The sequence below is a fragment of the Planococcus rifietoensis genome (assembly GCF_001465795.2).
GTDB lineage: Bacteria > Bacillota > Bacilli > Bacillales_A > Planococcaceae > Planococcus > Planococcus rifietoensis.
The window spans coordinates 3048174-3066903 of sequence record NZ_CP013659.2 but is presented as its reverse complement, the minus strand read 5'-3'; the positions used below and the strand labels follow the sequence as shown (position 1 = coordinate 3066903).

22 protein-coding genes and 2 pseudogenes are annotated in these 18730 nt (G+C 50.7%); 11 read left to right on the top strand and 13 right to left on the bottom strand.

All coding sequences use genetic code 11. From position 1 onward, the window contains the following. Positions 1 to 57: 57 nt before the first annotated feature. A complete protein-coding gene (gene nhaC / locus AUC31_RS15255) occupies positions 58 to 1527 on the top strand; it encodes a Na+/H+ antiporter NhaC (protein WP_058382371.1) in 1470 nt (489 codons plus the stop codon). A gap of 51 nt (positions 1528 to 1578) precedes the next feature. Here the strand turns inward: nhaC and AUC31_RS15250 are convergent, their stop codons facing one another. The 4 genes from AUC31_RS15250 to AUC31_RS15235 all read right to left on the bottom strand — a co-directional run bounded on the left by AUC31_RS15250 (position 1579) and on the right by AUC31_RS15235 (position 5372). Then, positions 1579 to 2586 (bottom strand): FecCD family ABC transporter permease, encoded by a 1008-nt coding sequence (locus AUC31_RS15250; RefSeq protein ID WP_058382372.1) that lies wholly within the window; start codon positions 2584 to 2586, stop codon positions 1579 to 1581. Beyond that, positions 2583 to 3581, bottom strand: coding sequence for a FecCD family ABC transporter permease (locus tag AUC31_RS15245; protein ID WP_083509202.1), 999 nt, complete (start codon positions 3579 to 3581; stop codon positions 2583 to 2585). The genes AUC31_RS15250 and AUC31_RS15245 overlap by 4 nt, the downstream gene beginning before the upstream one ends. Positions 3582 to 3643: 62 nt before the next feature. Beyond that, positions 3644 to 4573, bottom strand: coding sequence for an iron-hydroxamate ABC transporter substrate-binding protein (locus AUC31_RS15240; RefSeq protein ID WP_058382373.1), 930 nt, complete (start codon positions 4571 to 4573; stop codon positions 3644 to 3646). 7 nt (positions 4574 to 4580) lie between these two features. Beyond that, entirely contained in the window at positions 4581 to 5372 is a 792-nt protein-coding gene (locus AUC31_RS15235; RefSeq protein WP_058382374.1) for an ABC transporter ATP-binding protein, read from the bottom strand. Between the two features lie 156 nt (positions 5373 to 5528). Between AUC31_RS15235 and AUC31_RS15230 the strand changes: the two genes are divergently transcribed. Together AUC31_RS15230 and AUC31_RS15225 are read left to right on the top strand one after the other, a co-directional pair. Continuing rightward, on the top strand, positions 5529 to 6578 hold the full coding sequence (locus AUC31_RS15230; protein ID WP_058383744.1) for an NAD(P)/FAD-dependent oxidoreductase: 1050 nt from the start codon (positions 5529 to 5531) through the stop codon (positions 6576 to 6578). Positions 6579 to 6650: 72 nt separating this feature from the next. Continuing rightward, positions 6651 to 7070: pseudogene (locus AUC31_RS15225) on the top strand (cupin domain-containing protein); the annotation flags it as partial. Between the two features lie 55 nt (positions 7071 to 7125). Here AUC31_RS15225 and AUC31_RS15220 read toward each other — a convergent pair. From AUC31_RS15220 to AUC31_RS15205, 4 genes are all read right to left on the bottom strand, one after another. Then, complete coding sequence (locus tag AUC31_RS15220; protein ID WP_058382376.1) at positions 7126 to 8316, bottom strand: MFS transporter; 1191 nt, start codon at positions 8314 to 8316, stop codon at positions 7126 to 7128. Between the two features lie 187 nt (positions 8317 to 8503). Next, positions 8504 to 10144, bottom strand: coding sequence for a diguanylate cyclase domain-containing protein (locus AUC31_RS15215; RefSeq protein ID WP_058382377.1), 1641 nt, complete (start codon positions 10142 to 10144; stop codon positions 8504 to 8506). Positions 10145 to 10258: 114 nt separating this feature from the next. Beyond that, on the bottom strand, positions 10259 to 10591 hold the full coding sequence (locus tag AUC31_RS15210; RefSeq protein WP_058382378.1) for a heme oxygenase: 333 nt from the start codon (positions 10589 to 10591) through the stop codon (positions 10259 to 10261). A gap of 83 nt (positions 10592 to 10674) precedes the next feature. Continuing rightward, positions 10675 to 11904, bottom strand: coding sequence for a dicarboxylate/amino acid:cation symporter (locus AUC31_RS15205; RefSeq protein WP_058382379.1), 1230 nt, complete (start codon positions 11902 to 11904; stop codon positions 10675 to 10677). Between the two features lie 264 nt (positions 11905 to 12168). Here AUC31_RS15205 and AUC31_RS15200 point away from each other — a divergent pair, with 264 nt between their 5' ends. The 8 genes and pseudogenes from AUC31_RS15200 (at position 12169) to panB (ending at position 16931) form a co-directional block, all read left to right on the top strand. Continuing rightward, the gene (locus tag AUC31_RS15200; RefSeq protein WP_058382380.1) at positions 12169 to 12663 is read left to right on the top strand and encodes a DUF4181 domain-containing protein; all 495 of its coding nucleotides are present in this window, start codon (positions 12169 to 12171) and stop codon (positions 12661 to 12663) included. Positions 12664 to 12800: 137 nt separating this feature from the next. Continuing rightward, positions 12801 to 13253: a hypothetical protein gene (locus tag AUC31_RS15195; RefSeq protein WP_058382381.1), complete on the top strand. Its 453-nt coding sequence runs from the start codon at positions 12801 to 12803 to the stop codon at positions 13251 to 13253. 53 nt (positions 13254 to 13306) lie between these two features. After that, positions 13307 to 13840 carry a GNAT family N-acetyltransferase gene (locus AUC31_RS15190; RefSeq protein ID WP_058382382.1) on the top strand — a complete coding sequence of 178 codons (534 nt, stop codon included), beginning with the start codon at positions 13307 to 13309 and terminating at the stop codon, positions 13838 to 13840. Further along, positions 13821 to 14381, top strand: coding sequence for a GNAT family N-acetyltransferase (locus AUC31_RS15185; RefSeq protein ID WP_058382383.1), 561 nt, complete (start codon positions 13821 to 13823; stop codon positions 14379 to 14381). The genes AUC31_RS15190 and AUC31_RS15185 overlap by 20 nt, the downstream gene beginning before the upstream one ends. Positions 14382 to 14400: 19 nt before the next feature. Then, positions 14401 to 14835 (top strand): annotated as a pseudogene (locus AUC31_RS15180) (class I SAM-dependent methyltransferase); the annotation flags it as partial. A 174-nt stretch (positions 14836 to 15009) separates the two neighbouring features. Then, positions 15010 to 15426: an HIT family protein gene (locus AUC31_RS17910; RefSeq protein WP_058383745.1), complete on the top strand. Its 417-nt coding sequence runs from the start codon at positions 15010 to 15012 to the stop codon at positions 15424 to 15426. Further along, positions 15423 to 15893 carry a GNAT family N-acetyltransferase gene (locus AUC31_RS15170; protein WP_237150647.1) on the top strand — a complete coding sequence of 157 codons (471 nt, stop codon included), beginning with the start codon at positions 15423 to 15425 and terminating at the stop codon, positions 15891 to 15893. Before AUC31_RS17910 ends, AUC31_RS15170 begins: the two co-directional genes overlap by 4 nt. A gap of 204 nt (positions 15894 to 16097) precedes the next feature. Then, positions 16098 to 16931, top strand: coding sequence for a 3-methyl-2-oxobutanoate hydroxymethyltransferase (gene panB / locus AUC31_RS15165; protein ID WP_058382384.1), 834 nt, complete (start codon positions 16098 to 16100; stop codon positions 16929 to 16931). Positions 16932 to 16981: 50 nt separating this feature from the next. Here panB and AUC31_RS15160 read toward each other — a convergent pair whose 3' ends face one another. Genes AUC31_RS15160 through AUC31_RS15140 form a run of 5 tightly spaced genes read right to left on the bottom strand, consistent with a single transcriptional unit; the run spans position 16982 to position 18537 of the window. Then, a complete protein-coding gene (locus AUC31_RS15160; RefSeq protein ID WP_058382385.1) occupies positions 16982 to 17251 on the bottom strand; it encodes a hypothetical protein in 270 nt (89 codons plus the stop codon). 33 nt (positions 17252 to 17284) lie between these two features. Continuing rightward, a complete protein-coding gene (locus AUC31_RS15155; RefSeq protein ID WP_058382386.1) occupies positions 17285 to 17563 on the bottom strand; it encodes a hypothetical protein in 279 nt (92 codons plus the stop codon). 15 nt (positions 17564 to 17578) lie between these two features. Continuing rightward, positions 17579 to 17881, bottom strand: a complete 303-nt coding sequence (locus AUC31_RS15150; RefSeq protein ID WP_058382387.1) for a hypothetical protein — start codon at positions 17879 to 17881, stop codon at positions 17579 to 17581. A 32-nt stretch (positions 17882 to 17913) separates the two neighbouring features. Next, positions 17914 to 18198 (bottom strand): hypothetical protein, encoded by a 285-nt coding sequence (locus AUC31_RS15145; protein ID WP_058382388.1) that lies wholly within the window; start codon positions 18196 to 18198, stop codon positions 17914 to 17916. Between the two features lie 39 nt (positions 18199 to 18237). Then, positions 18238 to 18537 (bottom strand): hypothetical protein, encoded by a 300-nt coding sequence (locus tag AUC31_RS15140; protein ID WP_058382389.1) that lies wholly within the window; start codon positions 18535 to 18537, stop codon positions 18238 to 18240. Positions 18538 to 18730 lie beyond the last annotated feature (193 nt).

Below are 18730 nucleotides of genomic sequence, written 5' to 3'. Positions count from 1 at the left end.
GTATAGTGGCAAAATAAATACAAGCATTCATTCCATTTTCACAAAGGGGTTAGAGACATGAAAGAGGAGAAGAAACGTCCAAAACAGCAGGAGATCGAAGTGCCCTTTTGGCTAGCTTTATTGCCGCTGATTTTCATGGTGGCGGCCATGGCTGTGACAATTATCATTTTTGAAGGCAGCCCGCATATTCCCTTGCTTCTTGGCACGACAATCGCGGTCATTATCGCCTGGCGGTTGGGGTACCGCTGGCATATGATCGAAGAAGGAGCTTACAAAGGAATCCGCCTCGCGCTTCCGGCATTGGTCATCATCATTATGGTCGGCATGATCATCGCTTCATGGATTGGCGGAGGCATCGTCGCGACGATGATTTATTATGGCTTGAAAATCATTACGCCGTCATTATTCCTTGTCACCATCTGTTTGATCTGCGCACTGGTTGCTGGAGCGATCGGCAGTTCCTGGTCAACGATGGGCACTGTCGGCATCGCCGGAATGGGCATTGGCGCGAGCATGGGGATTCCAGCGGCAATGGTCGCTGGAGCGGTCATTTCGGGATCTTATTTCGGGGATAAGATGTCGCCGCTGTCGGACACGACGAACTTAGCGGCAGGGGTCACGAACACCAATTTGTTCGTCCACATCCGTCACATGATCTACACGACCATTCCCGGCATGATCATTGCCCTCGGCGCTTACTTTTTCCTTGGCCGCCAGTTTGCCGGAAACTCGGTCGACAGCGCCAACATCAATACCATCCTGGCGTCGCTTGAAGACAATTTTGTCATCTCGCCGTGGCTCTTGCTCGTGCCTTTGGCGGTCATCGTATTGGTCATGAAGAAAGTGCCAGCGTTGCCGGCGCTCGGAATCGGCATCGTGCTCGGCTGGCTGTGCCACATTTTGGTGCAGGGCGGATCGGTCGCAGAAGCGGTCAATGCGCTGCATGATGGCTATGTCATCACGTCCGGCAACGAAGTGGTCGATTCCTTGTTCAATCGAGGCGGCATCGATTCGATGATGTTCGTGATTTCCTTGACGATTTTCGCCATGACCTTCGGCGGTGTATTGGAGCACACGGGCATGTTGAAATCGATCGTCACCAAGATCTTGATGCTGGCAAAAACAGCCGGCAGCCTGATCGCTGCGACTGTTGCGTCCGCGTTCTTGACGAACGTCACGGCATCTGAACAGTATATTTCGATTCTATTGCCTGGCCGGATGTATGCAAGGGCTTATCAAGACCAGGGCTTGCATTCGAAAAACCTGTCGCGCGCACTGGAAGACGGCGGGACGATCACCTCGCCGTTCGTTCCGTGGAACACATGCGGCGTGTTCATCCTGGCGACGCTCGCGGTCCATCCATTCGCCTATGCGCCGTATGCGGTATTGAATTACTCAGTGCCGATCATCGCCATCCTGATGGCGTTCCTCGGCTGGAAAGTCGAATTCATGACCGATGAGGAAATGCAGAAGCTCAAAGACCGTGAAGCGCGCATGGAAATGGATGCGCAGGAAGAACCGGTATAAAACAACAGCAAAACGGCTCATGCCCCGACAAAAGGGGATGAGCCGTTTTTTTTATTTCTTCATCAATAAATAAACAAAATACGGTGCGCCGATCAATGCTGCCATGACGCCAGCCGGAATGCCCGACGGTTCAAGCAAGTTGCGGCCGATCGTGTCAGCCGCGAGCAGCAGCCAGCCGCCGAGCAGGATGGCGACGGGCAGGAACAATTGATGGCGCGGCCCGACAAGCGCTTTTGCGAGATGCGGGGCCATCAAGCCGATAAAGGCGATGCTGCCGGTGACAGAAACCGCAGCGGCAGCAAGCGCGACGGCAGCAAGCAATAACACGGCGCGTTCTTTGCCAATATTGAGGCCGAGCCCGATGGCGGCGGATTCGCCGAGCCCGAGGATGTTCAGCCGGTTCGCTTTATACAGGACAAACGGAATCAACACGACAAGCCAAGGCAAAAGCGCCAGGATAAATGGCCAGTCGGTGCCCCAAATGGAACCTGCGAGCCACTGGGCTATGAAATCCACTTTTTCCCGCTCGGCAGATGAAATCAGCACAATCATGACGCCGGATAACGCCATGGAAAACCCGATCCCTACCAGGACGAGACGGACCGGTTGAAGGCCTGTGCGCGGATCGCGGGAGAACAAGTAAATCAGAATCGCCGTGATAAACGCGCCTAGAAACGCAACGAACGGCAATAGGAAAGCAAAAGAACCCGGCTCTACAGGGATGAATAAAAAGAAAACGGCAATGGCGACACCGGCGCCGGAATTGATGCCGATGATACCAGGGTCGGCCAAATCATTGCGTGTAATGCTCTGCAGCACTGCGCCGGATAACGCGAGTGCCATCCCCGCCAGGAATGTAATGAGCAGCCTTGGCATCCGGATGGAATACAGCACAAACTCTTCTTTAAAATCACCTTGTCCCATCAGCACGGGCACAATCCGGCCAAAGCCGAGCGTCGAATAGCCGAGCCCCAAACTCAAGACAGCGGTGATCAAAAGAATAATGGTGAGCACAATCAAAGTGATGCGCTGCTTGCGGATCAAATGTTGTTGGATCATGTGAACGCACCTCCACCTTTACGGACAATCAGCAGGAAGAATGGCAAGCCGAGCATGGCGACCACCGCTGCGACCGGCGTTTCAAATGGTGCGTTGACCGTGCGTCCGAACAAATCGGCGAGCAGCATAAAGATGGCGCCCGTGACAGCGGACATCGGAATGATGAAGCGGTAATCGCTGCCGACAATCACGCGGACGATATGCGGAATCATCAAGCCAATGAACGCCAAGTTGCCGGCCAAAGCTACTGCAGCGCCAGCAAGCAAGGTGACCACGACAAACAGCATCGCTTTGATCTGGCCAGTCTTTTGGCCAAGCCCGATCGCCGCTTCTTCGCTCAAGCTCAATACCGCCAATTGACGGGATAGCAATAAAGCGACAAACAAGGCAATGGTGATAAAGGGAATGATAATCTGCAGCTGTCCCCAAGACGTGCCGATCAAGCCGCCGGCGGTCCACATGGAGACGTCTTTAGAGATTTTAAACAGCAAGCCGATCGCTTCTGCAATGGCGGTCAAAAAAGCCGATACCGCGGCACCGGCAAGGACGATGCGAAATGGCGAAAAGCCGCCGCGCCGCGAAGCCCCGATACCGAAGACGAGCCCGGCCCCGATGGCTGCCCCGATAAAGCAGGCGATCATGATGCCAAAGTAATTGGCTCCTGGGATAAACGCCAAAGTCGCGGCCAGTGCCGCATTGGCGCCGGCAGTCAAACCGAGCAAACCGGGGTCTGCCAGCGGGTTGCGGGTCATACCTTGCATGATGGCGCCCGAGACGGCGAGTGCTGCCCCGACGAAAATCGCGGCGACTTCACGCGGCAGGCGAATTTCCTGGATGACCGATATTTGCTGTCCGGTGCTGTCGGAAAATAGCGCCAGCCAAAGATTCTTCAGGCTGACATCAGCAGCACCAAAGACCATCGACACAACAAAAGCCAGCACAAGTGCCAGCAGGCTGATTCCAAATATGTATGAAAAACGGGCGTTATAACGCATGCATCATCATCTTTTCTATAGAAAGGATAAAGGGATTCCGCTTGGCAGAATCCCTTTTGTGTTTATTGGCCAAGGAATTTTTCCTGGAACAACTCAAGCTGGTAATCGAGTGAAATCGGATCGTTGAAGTACAATTTTTTCGCATCCGCTTCGAATACTTGGTCGTTCTTTACAGCTGGCGTGTTTTGGTAAAGATCCGTTTCCTGGAAGGAATTATCCTGTTCGGAGTCTTTGCTGAAGATAACGTAATCGCCCATATATTCAGGAAGGACTTCTTGAGACAAGGCATAGTACCCATCAGTAAGCGCCATTTCTTTAACTTTTTCCGGCATGTTCAAGCCCATTTCCTGATAGAGGATCTCGGTGCCGCGGCCCCAGTTGTCGCCGTATACGTACAATTGCTTATCAAAGTTCTCGATGACAGAGACGGTTGCATCTTCGCCAATCTCCGCTTTGATCTCTTCACCCGCAGCTTGTGCGCGTTTTTTAAAGTCGTCAACGAATGCTTGTGCTTCGTCTTCTTTATTCAATAGTTTCCCGATTTCCAGGTGTTGTGTCAAATAGTCGACTTTGCCGTAAGTAAAAGTGACAGTCGGGGCGATTTGCTCCAACTTGTCGACGTTTTGAAGAGTCGAGTAACCGATAATTAAATCCGGATCCAATTCAATGATTTTTTCCAAGTTCTCTTCCGACACTTCTTCTACGCCGTCCAAGTATGGTTCGTAGTTCGGGTTGTCGATCGCCCAAGCGTCGATGCCGGCAAGCGGCACATCAAGTGCCATGACGTTTCCGCCGTAAGCCAAGGCTACGACGCGCTGCGGGTCAGCCGGAACTTCTACTGTGCCATTTTCTGATTCATATTGGATGGTTTCGGCTCCGCTTGCTTCGCCTTCCGAACCGCCCGTTTCCTCTGTCGTTTCTTCTGTAGATCCACAAGCGGCAAGTGCCAGCATAACGAGTAAAGCGATGGACAAGAAAAGTAATTTTTTCATGATCTGGTTAAGCTCCTTTGATTAAGTTATATGTTAGGCAAATCGGTTTTTGTGTTCGTGGGTCAAGGCCGATTTCCGCATCGATGCGGAAAACTTCACGGAGTACGTCCGGAACGATCACTTCTTCGGGTGATCCGGCTTTGATAATCTGGCCGTCTTTCATCGCGACGATATGATCGGCGAAGCGGGCGGCGTGATTCAAATCGTGCAGCACCATGACGATGGTGCGTTCTTCCTCGGCATTGAGTTCGCGAAGAAGTTCCAGGATTTCCAATTGATGCGCCATATCAAGGTAAGTCGTCGGTTCATCGAGGAAAATCATTTCGGTTTCCTGCGCTAATGCCATGGCAATCCAGACGCGCTGGCGCTGGCCGCCGGATAAGGCATCAACGGGATGGTATTTGAAAAATTGCGTGCCGGTCACATTGAGCGCCCAGTCGATCATTTCATAATCCCGTTTGCTGAGCTTGCCGAATCCTTTTTGGTAAGGAAAGCGGCCGTAAGAGACGATTTCACCGACGGTCAAACCGGCAGCGTTTTCCGGCGACTGCGGCAAAATGGCGAGCTTTTTCGCCAATTGTTTGGTTTTCTCTTCAGCGATTTGCTGGCCGTCGAGAATGACCGAGCCCGATTCGTGCGGAATGACGCGTGTCATCGCTTTCAAGAAAGTCGATTTCCCGCAGCCGTTCGGCCCGATAATCGCCGTGATTTTTTTATCTGGAATCGACAGGGACAAGCCTTTGACGATTTTCCTTTCGCCATAGCTGACTTCCAGGTTTTCTGTAAAAAGGCGTCCCATCGACAGCCCTCCTTTTCATTAAACCGTAATTTTGGAGCAAAAAAATAAAAATGGGATATATGTTGATAATGATTCTCACTTTCATTACAATGTATACTATAAAGTTATTGAGAATCGTTGTCAATCGGAATTTACTAGAGAACGGGGATGGAAAAAATGGCCAATCACGACATCTTTGACGTAACCATCATCGGGGGAGGTCCCGCCGGTTTGTATTCAGCTTTCTACAGCGGCCTTCGGGGCATGAAAACAAAAATTATCGAGTTCCAGCCGCGTCTTGGCGGCAAGCTTCATGTCTATCCCGAGAAAATGATCTGGGACGTCGGAGGGCAGACGCCGATCCGCTGCGAGCAGCTGATCACCCAATTGGTCGAACAAGGGCTCACTTTCGACCCAACGGTATGCCTGGATGAGAAAGTGGAAAGCATGAATAAGAACGAAGACGGTTTGTTTGTGCTGGTGGGCGCTTCGGGTGAAATCCATTACTCGAAATCGGTCATTGTCGCAGTCGGCGGAGGCATTTTGAAACCGCAGAAGCTGCAAATTGAAGGAGCCGAACGCTTTGAAGTGGCCAACCTCAATTATACAGTAAAAACACTCGAACGTTTCCGTGGCAGCACAGTGCTCATTTCAGGAGGCGGCAATTCGGCAGTCGACTGGGCGAACGAGCTCGAGCCGATCGCTGAAAAAGTCTATGTTATCCACCGCAAATCCGAAATGGCCGGACATGAAGCGCAAGTGCGCCAATTGCTTGAAAGCCGCGCTGAATGCCTACTGGATTCCGCCATCACACGGCTCGTGGCATCGGATGAAGGCGACCGCGTCGAGCTGGTGGAAGTGATGAACCAAGTGACGGGCGAGCGGCGCATGCTGCCGGTCGACCAGCTCGTCATCAACCACGGCTATGAGCGCGATGCGAGTTTATTGGAAAACAGCCCGCTCGATCTGGAAACAAAAGACGAGTTCTATTTGCAAGGCACGCCGGCAAGTGAAACTTCCGTACCGGGAGTGTTTGCGGCAGGCGACATTCTCCAGCATGACGGCAAGCTCAATTTGATTGCCGGCACGTTCACCGACGCTGCCAATGCCGTCAATAAAGCGAAGAAGTTCATCGAGCCGGATGCTGCCAATATTGCCATGGTGTCTTCCCATAATGATGTGTTCAACTCCCGCAACCAGGCGCTGAAAAAACAAGCCTTGCGCTGAGTGGTTTGTTTATGTCCGCTTTTCCCAGGGTAGAGAAGAGCAGGACAGAATAACAAACCGGAGGAGGAACCAAACATGGAATTAAAAGATTATGGTGCTGAATCATTTGTCGTCAATATCGAAGATGCGACAAAACAAAACGAAACGTTCCGGACCGCTCTTTGGACCGGGAAAAACCTACAGGTCACATTGATGAGCATCGCAGCGGGCGATGACATCGGGCTAGAAGTCCACGAACACGGCGACCAATTCCTTCGCATCGAAGAAGGGGAAGGCCTTGTGCAGATGGGCGACAGAGAAGACAACTTAAGCTTTGAAGAGAAAGCGGAAGACGATTACGCCATCCTCATCCCCGCAGGCAAATGGCACAACGTCACCAATACAGGTGATAAGCCGCTGAAGATCTATTCCATCTACGCACCGCCAGAACATCCGCACAGCACAGTGCACGAAACAAAAGCGGAAGCGGACGCAGCAGAAGAGGAAGAATAAGTGAAAATAAAGAACGGCCGACATAACTTGTCGGCCGTTCTTTATTTGCATCTGTTTAATGCGCTGAAGCGAGTTTGCGTTCTTTTTTTCCATGGAGGAAATAATACGGCACAATCAACGCAAGTACGGCGATTCCCAATAAGCCGTAAAGTGCACTGTAGCCGGTGAGCGGGATGATAAAGCCGAGGATATAAGGCCCCATGCCGAGCCCGCCGTCCATCGCGACAAAAAACGTCGATGTGGCAAGCCCCATCCGGTGGGGCGGGGTCAGCTTGATAGCGACCGCTTGCGTCGTCGATTGCATATTGCCGAACCCGAGCCCGATCAAAGCGCCCGCAAACAACAGCCCCAGGCTCGAATCAGCGGCACTCAGCAGCAACAGGCCGGCCGCGAGCGACACAAGCGCGGGGTACATGATGTAATTGGCGCCGTACAAATCCATGATGCGGCCAGTGAATGGGCGTGTCAGCAAGATGACGACAGCGTAGACCAGGAAGAAGAAACTTGCCGCTTCCACCAGCCCTTTATCATTGGCATAAAAATTGATGAACGACAAAACGCTCGAATAACTGAGCGCTATCAGGAACATGACAATGGCGATTGGCACAGCGTTCGCTTCTAAATAATTGGAAAGCTGAAAGCCCGATTTTGCTTCTCCAGCAGGCGGTTTCTCCAGCGTCGGCACTTTTACGAACGTGCTGAGCGCCAGAGCGGACAAGGCGATCGCGACACAGGCAGCAAAAATCACATTATAGCCAGTCCATTGGCTCATTAATAAGCCGATAAATGGCCCGAAAGCTGCACCCAGCGTAGCACTCATGCTGAAATAGCCGATACCTTCGCCTTTACGCGTATGAGGGATGACTTGAGCGGCGATCGTGCCCGCAGCGGTACTTGCGACTCCGAGCGTCACGCCGTGCAAGAAGCGGTTCAGCATCAGGAATGGCAAACCGAGCGGCAGGAAATACAGCGCGGTCATGCCGACAAACAAGGCGGAACCAAGCACCAAGGCGCGTTTTCGGCCGATCATATCGAGTGTGCGGCCAATGACCAAGCGTCCCGCCAGCGCCCCCAGGATGAAGATCCCGGTGACGAGGCCGGCTTCACTGGTCGAAGCGCCGTATTCTTCGACGGCGTATAAAGCGATCGTGACTATCAATAAATAAAAAACGAGCAGTAGCAGAAAATGGACGACGGAAACGCCGATAAAGTCCCGCGTCCATAATTTAGGTTTGTTGTTACTCAACTGAAAGACTCCTTCGAAAGCACAGTAGCAGTGCTATGTATAATACATCTTCGGCTTTTGCCATTATTAACCGTAGCAGACCCCGGGCGTGCCGTCCAATCTGCGGCACTTGAAAAAGCGCGCCTCAAGAGGCAGCGCTTTTAGATCCTTACGGGTATGGGTGAAGCAAACAGGCATCTCGGCTTGTTCATTCCGAGGCGATATCCCTGTAAAACGTCGTCTGGCTTTTGCCGTTTTCCTTCGACACATAAAGCGCCGCATCGGCATAAGATAATAAAGTATAGAGATTTTCGGCGTTGTCCGGATAAATAGCGATGCCAATGCTGCACCCGAGTTGGACACGGCCAGCCTCTACGGTGATCGGCTTGCTTAGCCGGTCGATCAGGCGCTGCGCCAATTGCCTTGTTGGCAACTCCCCCATTCCCTCGCAAGGGAACAATAACACAAACTCATCCCCGCCAATCCGGGAAATGAACGCTTCTTCAGGCAGTTCAGCCATTAGCCGTTCGGCCACTTTCTGCAGCACATGGTCGCCCGCTAAATGCCCTAAGGTATCGTTGGCTTTTTTGAAGCCATCCAGATCCAGATAAAAAAAGGCTAATTGTTCCCCGTCGGTGTGTGCGCGTTTCATCATTCGATCAGCGGCTTCTTCAAGTGCGATACGGTTCGGCAAGCCCGTCAGTGGATCGCGCTGTGCCAGATCTTGCATACGCACTAAATCGGATTCTGTAGTGCCAAGTGTACTGACCAAGCTTTCAAGCGAGTTGGACAAGTCTTCAATTTCACGAACTCCCGTATTTTTCGGCAAAACTAATTGCTCGCCTTTGCGGAAGGCTTTCGCTTTGTTAGAGATTTCATTGAGCGGGCGGCTGATGCGCCCGGCTACTAACCAGCCGGCTAAGGCAAAAAGAACAGCGCTTGCCAAACCGCTCAACATGATGATGCGGCTCAAGTCGCGGGCGGCGGCGAAGGCCGTTTCTTCGGGTTGGCGGACCAGCACAGTCCATTCAAGCCCCGGATACTCCCAATTGGTTCGGCCGCCGGTGAAGCCGGTTAAATACGAATTGCCATCTGGCCATTGTTCCAGTACCCAACCGGCTCGTTTTCCTTGTGACAGGGTGTAGGAATCGATCGGAAGCAGCTTGCCGAGAAATTGTTCAGGACCGAGAATGACGCGATTATCCCCAGGGCTTAAGACGAAAACCTCCAGTTCATTTTCGCTGCGGTTGAGCGGTCGCAACACGAATTGCATCACTTCTTGTGCCCAATCCCAGCTCAAATGGGCGGCTACTACACCGCCGAATGAACCATCCGAGTAAAATACAGGGACGCTGATATCGACAAATTCGAGCTCATGGCCGCCGGGATTCGGCAATAAGTCTGCCAAAAGCAGCGCTTCGTGGACATCGCCGACGTAATCCGCTTGGCGTGCTTCGGAATAAACGGGTCTATCGGACAAGTCCATTCCTTCCAGCAATTCGTTAGTGGAAGCAGTCACGACGCCGGCCGAATCGGTGATGCCAATCCAGGAAAAAGCCGGCACTTGGTCTTGCAGCATTTCAAGCGTGGCACGCTTTTCTTCAATGGACGTAGTCAGCGCAAGTTCTTCGATTTCCCCGAAGGTCTTGATTTCGCTATAGCGTCCCCACATGTATTGATCCAGTCGGTCTTTCATCTGGAACGCTGCACTCGATAAGGCATTGCCCCGTTCTGCTTCCAGCCGCTTCGTGCTCACTTCGGAGACGAGGACGCTGAGTACAGCAGCAAAAAGCAGGATGAAGACCGCGAATATCAGGCCCCAGTAATTTCTCAGCGATAATGATTTCATATGTATCCCTTCCAGAATAGGTAATTTTCACGAACACTTTAAGTATATCAAAAGTCCTGCATAAAAGGGGAAAGAAGGCAAAAAGAAACAGGCAGCAAAAGCTGCCTGTTTCCATTATTTAGCTGCTTCGATGACCGAAGCAATTTTTGTGATGACAAGTTGGCTGCCGAGCATCGGCGATTCTTTTTTCTCTTCGCCTTCTGCTGGTTCAGGACGTTTATGGGCTTGCTTGAAAACATCGCTGGATTTCCATGCTTCGTAATTGTCGAGTGTTTCCCAGTACATATTGACGTTCAGTTCATCGTATTCTTCCAGGTCCTGCGTGACGGTCACTTCGACTTTATGGAAGCCTTCCATTTCCTGCAATGCGCCTGGACGGGTGAAGTTGGGTGCCATTTTTTCAGCAAATCCCGGTTTCATTTTAATGCGGTTGGTTACGATATACATAACTGCATGTCTCCTTTTTCAATGGGATACGAGATACTCCCACTGTATCACAGAGCTCCATGTTTTGTCCGCAGCGAGTCGTGTTAAGCCTTGGCCGTGCCGCGTCTTTTCTCGCTTTGGTCGATCAATTTCGAGCCAGCCAAATCGCCTGTCACATTGAGCATTGTGGCGCCCATGCCGACAAGTGCATCGATTGCTGTCAGGAGCGCGACGGCTTCCATCGGCAATCCAAGCTGGACGAAGACAGTGGCGATCATGACGATGCCAGCGCCTGGAATGCCGGCGGTTCCGATGGTTGCGAGCGTGCCGATCAAGACGACCATGAACATTTCAGACAAGCTGAGCGGGTCCCCGATGATGTTGGCAGCAAATATGGCTGAAACGGCGATGCGGATGGCCGCACCATCCATATTGATTGTCGCGCCGAGCGGCAGGCTAAAGCCGTACAAACTTTTTGGGATGCCGAGCCCGCGCGCCGCATCGAGCGTCAATGGCAAGGTGCCGGAGCTGCTTTGCGTGACGAACGCCGTTAGCATCGGTGTCCGCGCGTGTTTGAAGAAATGCAGTGGATTGACTTTGAACACCAGCATGGCGATCGTATAGAGCGCAATCTGCACCGCGATGGCGATGTAAAGAACGGCGACCATGCCGAGCAGCGATCCCAGTGTATCCAATCCTTGCGAACCGACTGTCTGCGCCATGATGGCGAAAATGCCGATCGGCACGTATTGAAGGATCGCTTTCAAGACGATCAAAGTCGCTTCGTTCAACGCGTTGATCGTTTTCATCAGATGGTTGCCAAGTTCGCCGAATTCCGCAGAGCTTCTCATATAGGAGATGGCGATGCCGAACGCGAACGCTGTAAAAATGATCCCGAGCAAGTTCATTTCACTGAATGCCGAGATGATATTGGACGGTACAATGTTCAACAGAACACTTGTAAAGCCGGGGTTGTCCGGAACATCAAAGGTTTCCGAGCCATCGAGCTGCATGCCCGAACCTGGCTGGAAAATACTTGCAACCGTTAAGCCGACCACGATGGCGAATGCCGAACTTAATGTATAGAACAGAAAGACTTTTCCGCCCATTCGGCCTAGGTCGCCGATTTTCGATTGATTGATCCCGACGATCAAGGTGAAAAAGATGAGTGGCACAATCAGGAAGGTCAAGAGCCGCAAGAGCAGATCCCCAAGCGGTGCCAAGACGGCTGTGTCTGGCCCGAAGATCAAGCCGACGATAACGCCGAGGATGAGCGCCACAGTGATTTTTAAGATAAGCGATACATTTGCATAAGATTTCCAAAGAGCTTTCATAAGCGCCTCCTTTATTTTTCATTTATTTTTAAAAACCATATAAACTTAGTCGGATTTGACTTAATTACGATAGCCTATGCCCTTTGTTTTGTCAAAGAAGCGAACTCGGCAGGAGAACGAAGCGCAAAAGGCGAAAAAAAGAGAAACAAATCGCTGGTTATCAGAAAACTTAAAAAATATTCTATAATTTCCCAAAAGCTCATGATACGATAAGACTAGTAGCATAATGTAAGTCTGTATTAAGCAAAAGGGTGGGGCGATAAAATGGGTGGAGTCGGTGAAACAGACGGAATGGGTTATTACGAAGCGCAATACGACTGGGTATGGCCGCTGATCGGTTTTATTGCGGTCACGGTTCTGGCAATCATGGGCGTGAACTGGATCTTGCGCAAGATTTTAAGGGTCGAGCGCAAGAAGTTCTTTTCCAGTTCATCGAATTTCGTCAATAAGCGACACGAAAAAGTGGATGCTTATTTCCGCTGGAGCGGGGCGGCGATTTCCATTGGGGCACTCTTCGTCTTTCAAGAAACCCGATCGTTTCTTCCTTTAGCTGCGCTGCTTGCCATTAACGGGGTGCAAGGGGCGTACACTGTTTATATGGAAAGAATCCATTCTGACAATCCGAATGATTATAAATATAGCTTGCTTCAATTCGCGACCGGCACAGTCATTGTCGTTACGTCTATGTTTGCGTTCTTCCCGGATTTTTCCGAATTCATATTGGATGATATCCGTTTGCTGGCTGATCTCGTGAATTAAATGAGGGAAGTATGGTGTAGTGCCGCCTGTTAAACGGATAATTCTTTTATGTGCGCATACGGATTTTTATCCGGAAGCGGTGGCGTGTTTTTTTATGAATTTGATTGAGGGATTCTTAATAGAAGGAGGAGTGCGGTATGGTTCATCAAGGAAAAGTGCAGCGCTGGCTGCTCGTCATCATGTTATTGGCTGTCAATTTGCCGCCGCTGCTCCTGAGTTCGCTTCCGAATGGGTTTGCGCTGTATTTTCAATTATTTGTTTCGGCATTGATCGTACTGGCTTTGTTCATCCAAGCGCTCGTTAAAGTCCGGGACAGCAATATCATTTACCGTGTCGAATTGTGGGGCCTGCCGCTTTATTATAAAACGGTTTACACCGAGGAGATTCGCCGCATTGAGTTCAAGCGCAGCAATTGGGCGTCGAAAGTGGCGGTGGTCCGTGTGGAAAAAGGCATTGATATGCGCTTTGCTTTATTTGGCGACGGATTATTCGAGGATTTATCGCAATTTGCCAAACGCAACGATCTGGAACTCCGCAAGTCCAAAGATTATCAAACCATCGAAAAGCTTGGCAGCAATAGGCTTCGCTAGCAGAAGAAGTCTGAAAAATGTTTCACGTGAAACAGCGAAAGGAGCAAGTGGACATGGAATTGAAGAGTGAGCGTTTGCTGCTGCGCCGTTACCGCGATGAGGACTTTGAATTCTTGTATTCGCTGTTGAAACAGCCGAAAGTCATGCAGCATATCGGGGACGGCAAATTGAAGAGCCGCCAGCAAGCTTTTGAATTCCTCTACTGGATTTACCGCATGTACAGGGAGCATCCTGAGCACGGCTTGTTTTTGCTGGTGCGGAAAGAAGACGGCAAGCGGATCGGCCATGCCGGGCTGGTGCCGCAATCGGTAGATGGGCAAGCGGAACTTGAAGTTGGCTACTGGCTTGCACCGGAATTCTGGGGCTTTGGCTACGCCCGTGAAGCTGCACGGTTGCTTTGTGCGCGCGGTTTCGTGGAGCAAGGCCAACACGCACTCATTTCACTCATTCAACCGGATAACCAAGCTTCGCAGAAAGTAGCCAAAGCACTTGGCATGGAATGCGGAGAACCGGTTTTGCGCAACGGACAATACGTGCTCGTTTACCGGGTACAAAAGGAGCGATGGCATGCAATTTCCCACACTTGAGACGGACCGGTTATTGCTGACGGAAATTACGGAGCAGGACGCCGACCGTTTTTTCGCGCTCTTGCAGCGTGAAGACGTAACTTATTATTACGGCATGGACCGGCTATTGGAGAAAGAAGAAGCGCTCGAGATGATTCGGGCTTTTCGTGTCGTGTTCGAATTTATGCGCGGCATGCGCTGGGGTATTCGCTTGCGCGGCCAGGAAGAATTGATCGGAACGATCGGTTTCAACCAGCTTCAGCTGCGCTCGAAAAAGACAGAAGTCGGCTATGAATTGCATCCGGATTATTGGCGCAAAGGGCTGATGGAAGAAGCACTTTCGGCCGTGCTGGCTTATGCGTTCGATGAGCTTAAGCTTTACCGGGTAGGCGCCACGACTTATCCGGCCAATACCGGGTCGAACCGGCTATTGACGAAAATGGGCTTTACGGAAGAAGGGCGGCTCCGGGGCTATTTGTATCAACGTGGAGAGTCGCACGATGCACTGATCTTTTCGCTGCTGGCGCCTGAATGGCAAATGCAGCAACGAGACAATCGATGACGAGAAGGGAAGCGGCAGGATGTTAGGAAAACAAGGATTCAATGAATGGGCAGCGGAATACGACGACACGGTGCGGGAAAGCGAGGACCAAGGGACGTATCCGTTTGCGGGTTATAGCAATGTGCTGACAGAGATTTTCGAGGCAGTTGACGAGAAACAACAGTCGTCGATTTTGGATATCGGCTTTGGGACCGGTGCATTGGCGTCTGCTTTATACGACAAAGGGCATCGTATTTTCGGAATTGATTTTTCATCTGAAATGATTGAGCGTGCCAGAAAGAAAATGCCGGAAGCGCAGCTGGTGGAATGGGACATGGCGGACGGCTTGCCGGCTGCTTTTGACGGGCTGTTTTTTGATTGCATCGTCAGTACATATGCGCTTCATCACTTGGAAGACGAAGATAAATGGAGTTTCCTCAAGCAATTGCTGAAAAGGCTGGCGCCGGGAGGCACATTATGGGTCGGCGATATCGCTTTTCGGACAACGGAAGATCGTCAAGCTTGCCGGAATGAATACGAAAACATCTGGGACGGTGACGAAGCTTATGTCGTTTTTGACGAGCTCGAAGCGGCCTTGTCCAACATCGCAAAATGCGAATTTAAAGCGCATTCCCATTGCGGCGCCGTGATTCAATTGCGCCCCGAGTGCCCGTTTTGCCATCCGGTTTACGACCTGGAGCAGCGTATCGTTTTTGAAACCGCCAATTGCTGGTTCTTACAGCACGAGAAAGCGCAAGGCGTGCTCGAAGGATCGGGTGTCATTGTCCCGAAACAGCATCGCGCGTCGCCGTTCGAACTGACGCCCCAAGAATGGCAGGAGACACAGGAACTGCTTGGGCTTGTGAAACCTTTCCTCGAGAAGATAGCGCCCGATGGCTATACGCTCGGCTGGAATGTCGGCGAAGCGTCCAATCAATCGATTGGCCATAGCCATCTCCATGTCATCCCGCGTTTCAATGACGAACCGTATGCCGGAAAAGGCTTGCGCCATTGGTTGAAAAAACCTGAAAACCTTCGTCCTGGCAAAAGCGGGGATGCACGGTGAAATTTAAAGAACAGGCAATGACAGAAGAAAGCGCACGTGACATCCTCAGCTGGCGCTATCCGTATCCTTACGATTTCTATAACGGGGAAGCGTCGGATGAAAGTTTGCAAGAGCTGATGAACGGCAGTTACCGGTTAGTGTGGGAGCAAGGAGAGTTGTTCGGTTTTTATTGTACGGGTAAGGGTGCGCAAGTGCCGGCCGGTCACGCATCGAACGCTTATCCGGAAGGCCCCGTCGATATCGGGCTTGGTATGAAACCAGAAAAAACCGGAGCGGGGCGAGGTGCTGCGTTCCTGGATTTTTTGCTCCGTGAAATCAACAAGCGCCATCCCGAACAAGCACTGCGCCTCACGGTCGCCCAGTTCAATGCACGCGCGGTCCGTTTGTATGAAAGGGTTGGATTCGTGAAAACGGTTGAGTTCAAAAACGACTACGCCATGTTCCAAGTGATGCTGAAGGATGAGTGACTTTCAGCCGGCTTGAGCATCTGCTATAGTAAAAACAGGGTGGTATCCATCAGGAACTGCACCTGTAAAAAAGCTTAACAACTCAATAGATCTGCCTTGATCTGAAAAACGACAGGGACGGAGAAACCGACGCAATCAAATTCTGTCCGTCCGCTCTGTTGCGGCGGGCTTTTTCAAAGGTTTCCTTCCCGGAAGGAGAGAACAATGGAAAATACAGCTTCATTGATGAAGATGAAACAGCAGGGGAACAAGATCGCGATGCTGACGGCCTACGATTACCCGTCCGCTAAAATCGCAGAAGCGGCAGGGATGGATGTGCTGCTTGTCGGCGATTCGCTCGGCATGGTCGTGCTCGGCTACGATTCAACCGTCAAAGTGACTGTCGACGACATGGTCCATCACGGAAAAGCAGCACGAAGAGGGGCACAAGACACCTTCCTCGTCGTCGATATGCCGTTCGGCTCGTTCCACAGTAGTTGGGACCGTACGCTAGAAAATGCTATGCGCATCTTTCAGCAAACGAGCGCTCAAGCCTTGAAACTCGAAGGCGCAGGAGAAGTACTTGAAGTGATGCGAAAGCTTGTCGGAGCCGGCATTCCAATTGTCGCCCACCTCGGTTTATTGCCGCAATCAGCGGCTGTGCTCGGCGGCTATAAAGTGCAAGGCAAAACCGCCAGCGCCGCCAAGCAATTGATCGAAGACGCCAAAGCGTGCGAAGCGGCAGGATCCTGCATGCTCGTACTCGAATGCATCCCCCATCAATTGGCTGCCCAAGTCACAAAAGAACTCAACATTCCAGTCATTGGCATCGGCGCCGGCAGTGAAACCGACGGGCAAGTACTGGTCTACCACGATACCGTTAAATACGGTTCGCACCATTTGCCGAAATTCGTCCAGTCCTACGCAGAAGCAGGCGAGACCATGCAACAAGGTCTTGCCCAGTACGTCGAAGAAGTGAAAAGTGGCGCGTTCCCGAAAGAACAACATCGCTTCACGATGAAAGAAGAAGAACTCGAGCAGCTATACGGGTCGAAATAAAAAAAGATTGCCTTCTAAGCCATTTTCATGGCGGATGAGGGCAATCTTTTTTAATGGGTGCTTTTGGAAGTGTAGCCAATATACAAAAAGCCAAGGCCGGTAATCAAAGTCACAAGTGCGAAGGCCATGCCGACAGCGCTCGCCCCGATTCCGGAGCCGACGAATGGGCCGATGATTCGAAGGAACACCGCCATCACCAGAAAGGGCAGCAGGAAAGCCGTAATGTATCCGGAATGGATCCACCGATGAGCTTGTTTGCCAGCGAAGGCTTTCACCGAAAAAACCAGCAAAGCAATATACCCAGCCAATACAAAAATCATAAAAAGCCCCCAATTCTATTTGTAGTTAATGGATCATGGTTCCTGAAAACCGAACTTCGCGACAAAAAGCAAGAGAGCATACAGCACGAAAAGAACAGCATGTCCGCTGGTGAGGAGCATTCGGTAAACAGTCCGGACCCCCAACCAAGCTGCAGCGAATCCGATGACGGCCAGCACGAGTGGCGAGTAGAAACCGAGCGCAAATAGCCCTTCGAATAACAGTATCCCTAACCGGCTACTTGAATAGGCGAAGGGGATGAGAAGCGCGAGAAATAACAGGAACGAAAAGATGGATAGCAATTTCTGTTTCATGGAAGGCCTCCTAATTTACAGTTCGGATATGCCATGTCCCAGCAACAGCAGGAAGATAAAGCTGGAGAGTGCTACAAAGAAGATGCTATTTGCAATGATGCTGAAAACTATAACCAGTTTATTTTTGGTGCGTATCCCTAAAATCATGGCCAGTATAAATCCGAAGTCGATTAAGCCATAAACGAAGAAATAAACCCAGAATTTTATTTCCGGGAGTTGCCAACTCATCACCAGCACTACGATAGCTGCAAGGACCAACGACAAAGTCAGTACAATCGGTTTTGCTTCAGTAAAAGTTTCTTGCGTCCTCGTCTCCAAAATAGCACACCTCATTTATCGGGATAGACCGCTCAATAAGCCAGATATACTCCCAACGCCAGGACCATCATAATCGCCAACGCACGGATCCAGATCAACTTATCACTGATGCCAGCTTTTTTCTCCAAATAGTATATGTAGTGAACTAGGATGATCAGCCCAGCGCATGGCAGAAAAAACTCGGCAGGATTCGTACCCATATTGCCGATAACCAATTGAAAGATGCCAAAAGTCAAAAGCAACATCCCTATAGCGCCGATGCTTAACGAAAAGTATGGATTGTGTATCTTTTCTTTTCTTGATTGATTCGAATCCATTGCTCCACCTCGTTATTAGAAATTGCTTTAACCCTCGGACTAAGCTGATAAGGTCGCTAAAATATACGGTGAAATTATTAGTAACACCGAAGTGCCGACCAATAAAATCGTAATCGGCCGGCGCAATTTGTCGCGCTTTGTTCCTTGATACCAGCCCGAAAATTGCAGCTTGTTGCGGTACAGTACAAAAATCAGCACCAGCACCGCGAAGTCGCCGAGCCATCGATACGGTTCGGTGTCAGGGCTGCCTGAATAAAAACCTGTCAAAATCAATCCGCCGCCGATTCCCAGGATCGCTAAGATGGCAAACACGCGAATTAGTTCGAGAATTGTCTTCATCCCAATCTTCCTTTCTAATCTTCATATTTCTACGAATTGAATTATTATCTTTGAAAATAACTATTATATAGAAAGAAATCTGTTTATTCTCTTCAGTCTAACATACAAAAGGGAAAATTTAACTCCTTGGAAGAATTCGATAGATGCAAAAAAGGCAGTACCCGAGATTCTCGGATACTGCCTTTTATTTATA

Excerpts from the sequence above, each read along its gene's own strand:
- AUC31_RS15160 (WP_058382385.1), bottom strand. The coding sequence starts at position 17,251 with ATGATTTTTGTATTGGCTGGGTATATTGCTTTGCTGGTTTTTTCGGTG.
- AUC31_RS15205 (WP_058382379.1), bottom strand. The coding sequence starts at position 11,904 with ATGAAAGCTCTTTGGAAATCTTATGCAAATGTATCGCTTATCTTAAAA.
- AUC31_RS15215 (WP_058382377.1), bottom strand. The coding sequence starts at position 10,144 with ATGAAATCATTATCGCTGAGAAATTACTGGGGCCTGATATTCGCGGTC.
- AUC31_RS15145 (WP_058382388.1), bottom strand. The coding sequence starts at position 18,198 with ATGGATTCGAATCAATCAAGAAAAGAAAAGATACACAATCCATACTTT.
- AUC31_RS15155 (WP_058382386.1), bottom strand. The coding sequence starts at position 17,563 with ATGAAACAGAAATTGCTATCCATCTTTTCGTTCCTGTTATTTCTCGCG.
- panB (WP_058382384.1), top strand. The coding sequence starts at position 16,098 with ATGGAAAATACAGCTTCATTGATGAAGATGAAACAGCAGGGGAACAAG.
- AUC31_RS15200 (WP_058382380.1), top strand. The coding sequence starts at position 12,169 with ATGGGTGGAGTCGGTGAAACAGACGGAATGGGTTATTACGAAGCGCAA.
- AUC31_RS15185 (WP_058382383.1), top strand. The coding sequence starts at position 13,821 with ATGCAATTTCCCACACTTGAGACGGACCGGTTATTGCTGACGGAAATT.
- AUC31_RS15230 (WP_058383744.1), top strand. The coding sequence starts at position 5,529 with ATGGCCAATCACGACATCTTTGACGTAACCATCATCGGGGGAGGTCCC.
- AUC31_RS15210 (WP_058382378.1), bottom strand. The coding sequence starts at position 10,591 with ATGTATATCGTAACCAACCGCATTAAAATGAAACCGGGATTTGCTGAA.
- AUC31_RS15250 (WP_058382372.1), bottom strand. The coding sequence starts at position 2,586 with ATGATCCAACAACATTTGATCCGCAAGCAGCGCATCACTTTGATTGTG.
- nhaC (WP_058382371.1), top strand. The coding sequence starts at position 58 with ATGAAAGAGGAGAAGAAACGTCCAAAACAGCAGGAGATCGAAGTGCCC.
- AUC31_RS15190 (WP_058382382.1), top strand. The coding sequence starts at position 13,307 with ATGGAATTGAAGAGTGAGCGTTTGCTGCTGCGCCGTTACCGCGATGAG.
- AUC31_RS15240 (WP_058382373.1), bottom strand. The coding sequence starts at position 4,573 with ATGAAAAAATTACTTTTCTTGTCCATCGCTTTACTCGTTATGCTGGCA.
- AUC31_RS15140 (WP_058382389.1), bottom strand. The coding sequence starts at position 18,537 with ATGAAGACAATTCTCGAACTAATTCGCGTGTTTGCCATCTTAGCGATC.
- AUC31_RS15195 (WP_058382381.1), top strand. The coding sequence starts at position 12,801 with ATGGTTCATCAAGGAAAAGTGCAGCGCTGGCTGCTCGTCATCATGTTA.
- AUC31_RS15235 (WP_058382374.1), bottom strand. The coding sequence starts at position 5,372 with ATGGGACGCCTTTTTACAGAAAACCTGGAAGTCAGCTATGGCGAAAGG.
- AUC31_RS15245 (WP_083509202.1), bottom strand. The coding sequence starts at position 3,581 with ATGCGTTATAACGCCCGTTTTTCATACATATTTGGAATCAGCCTGCTG.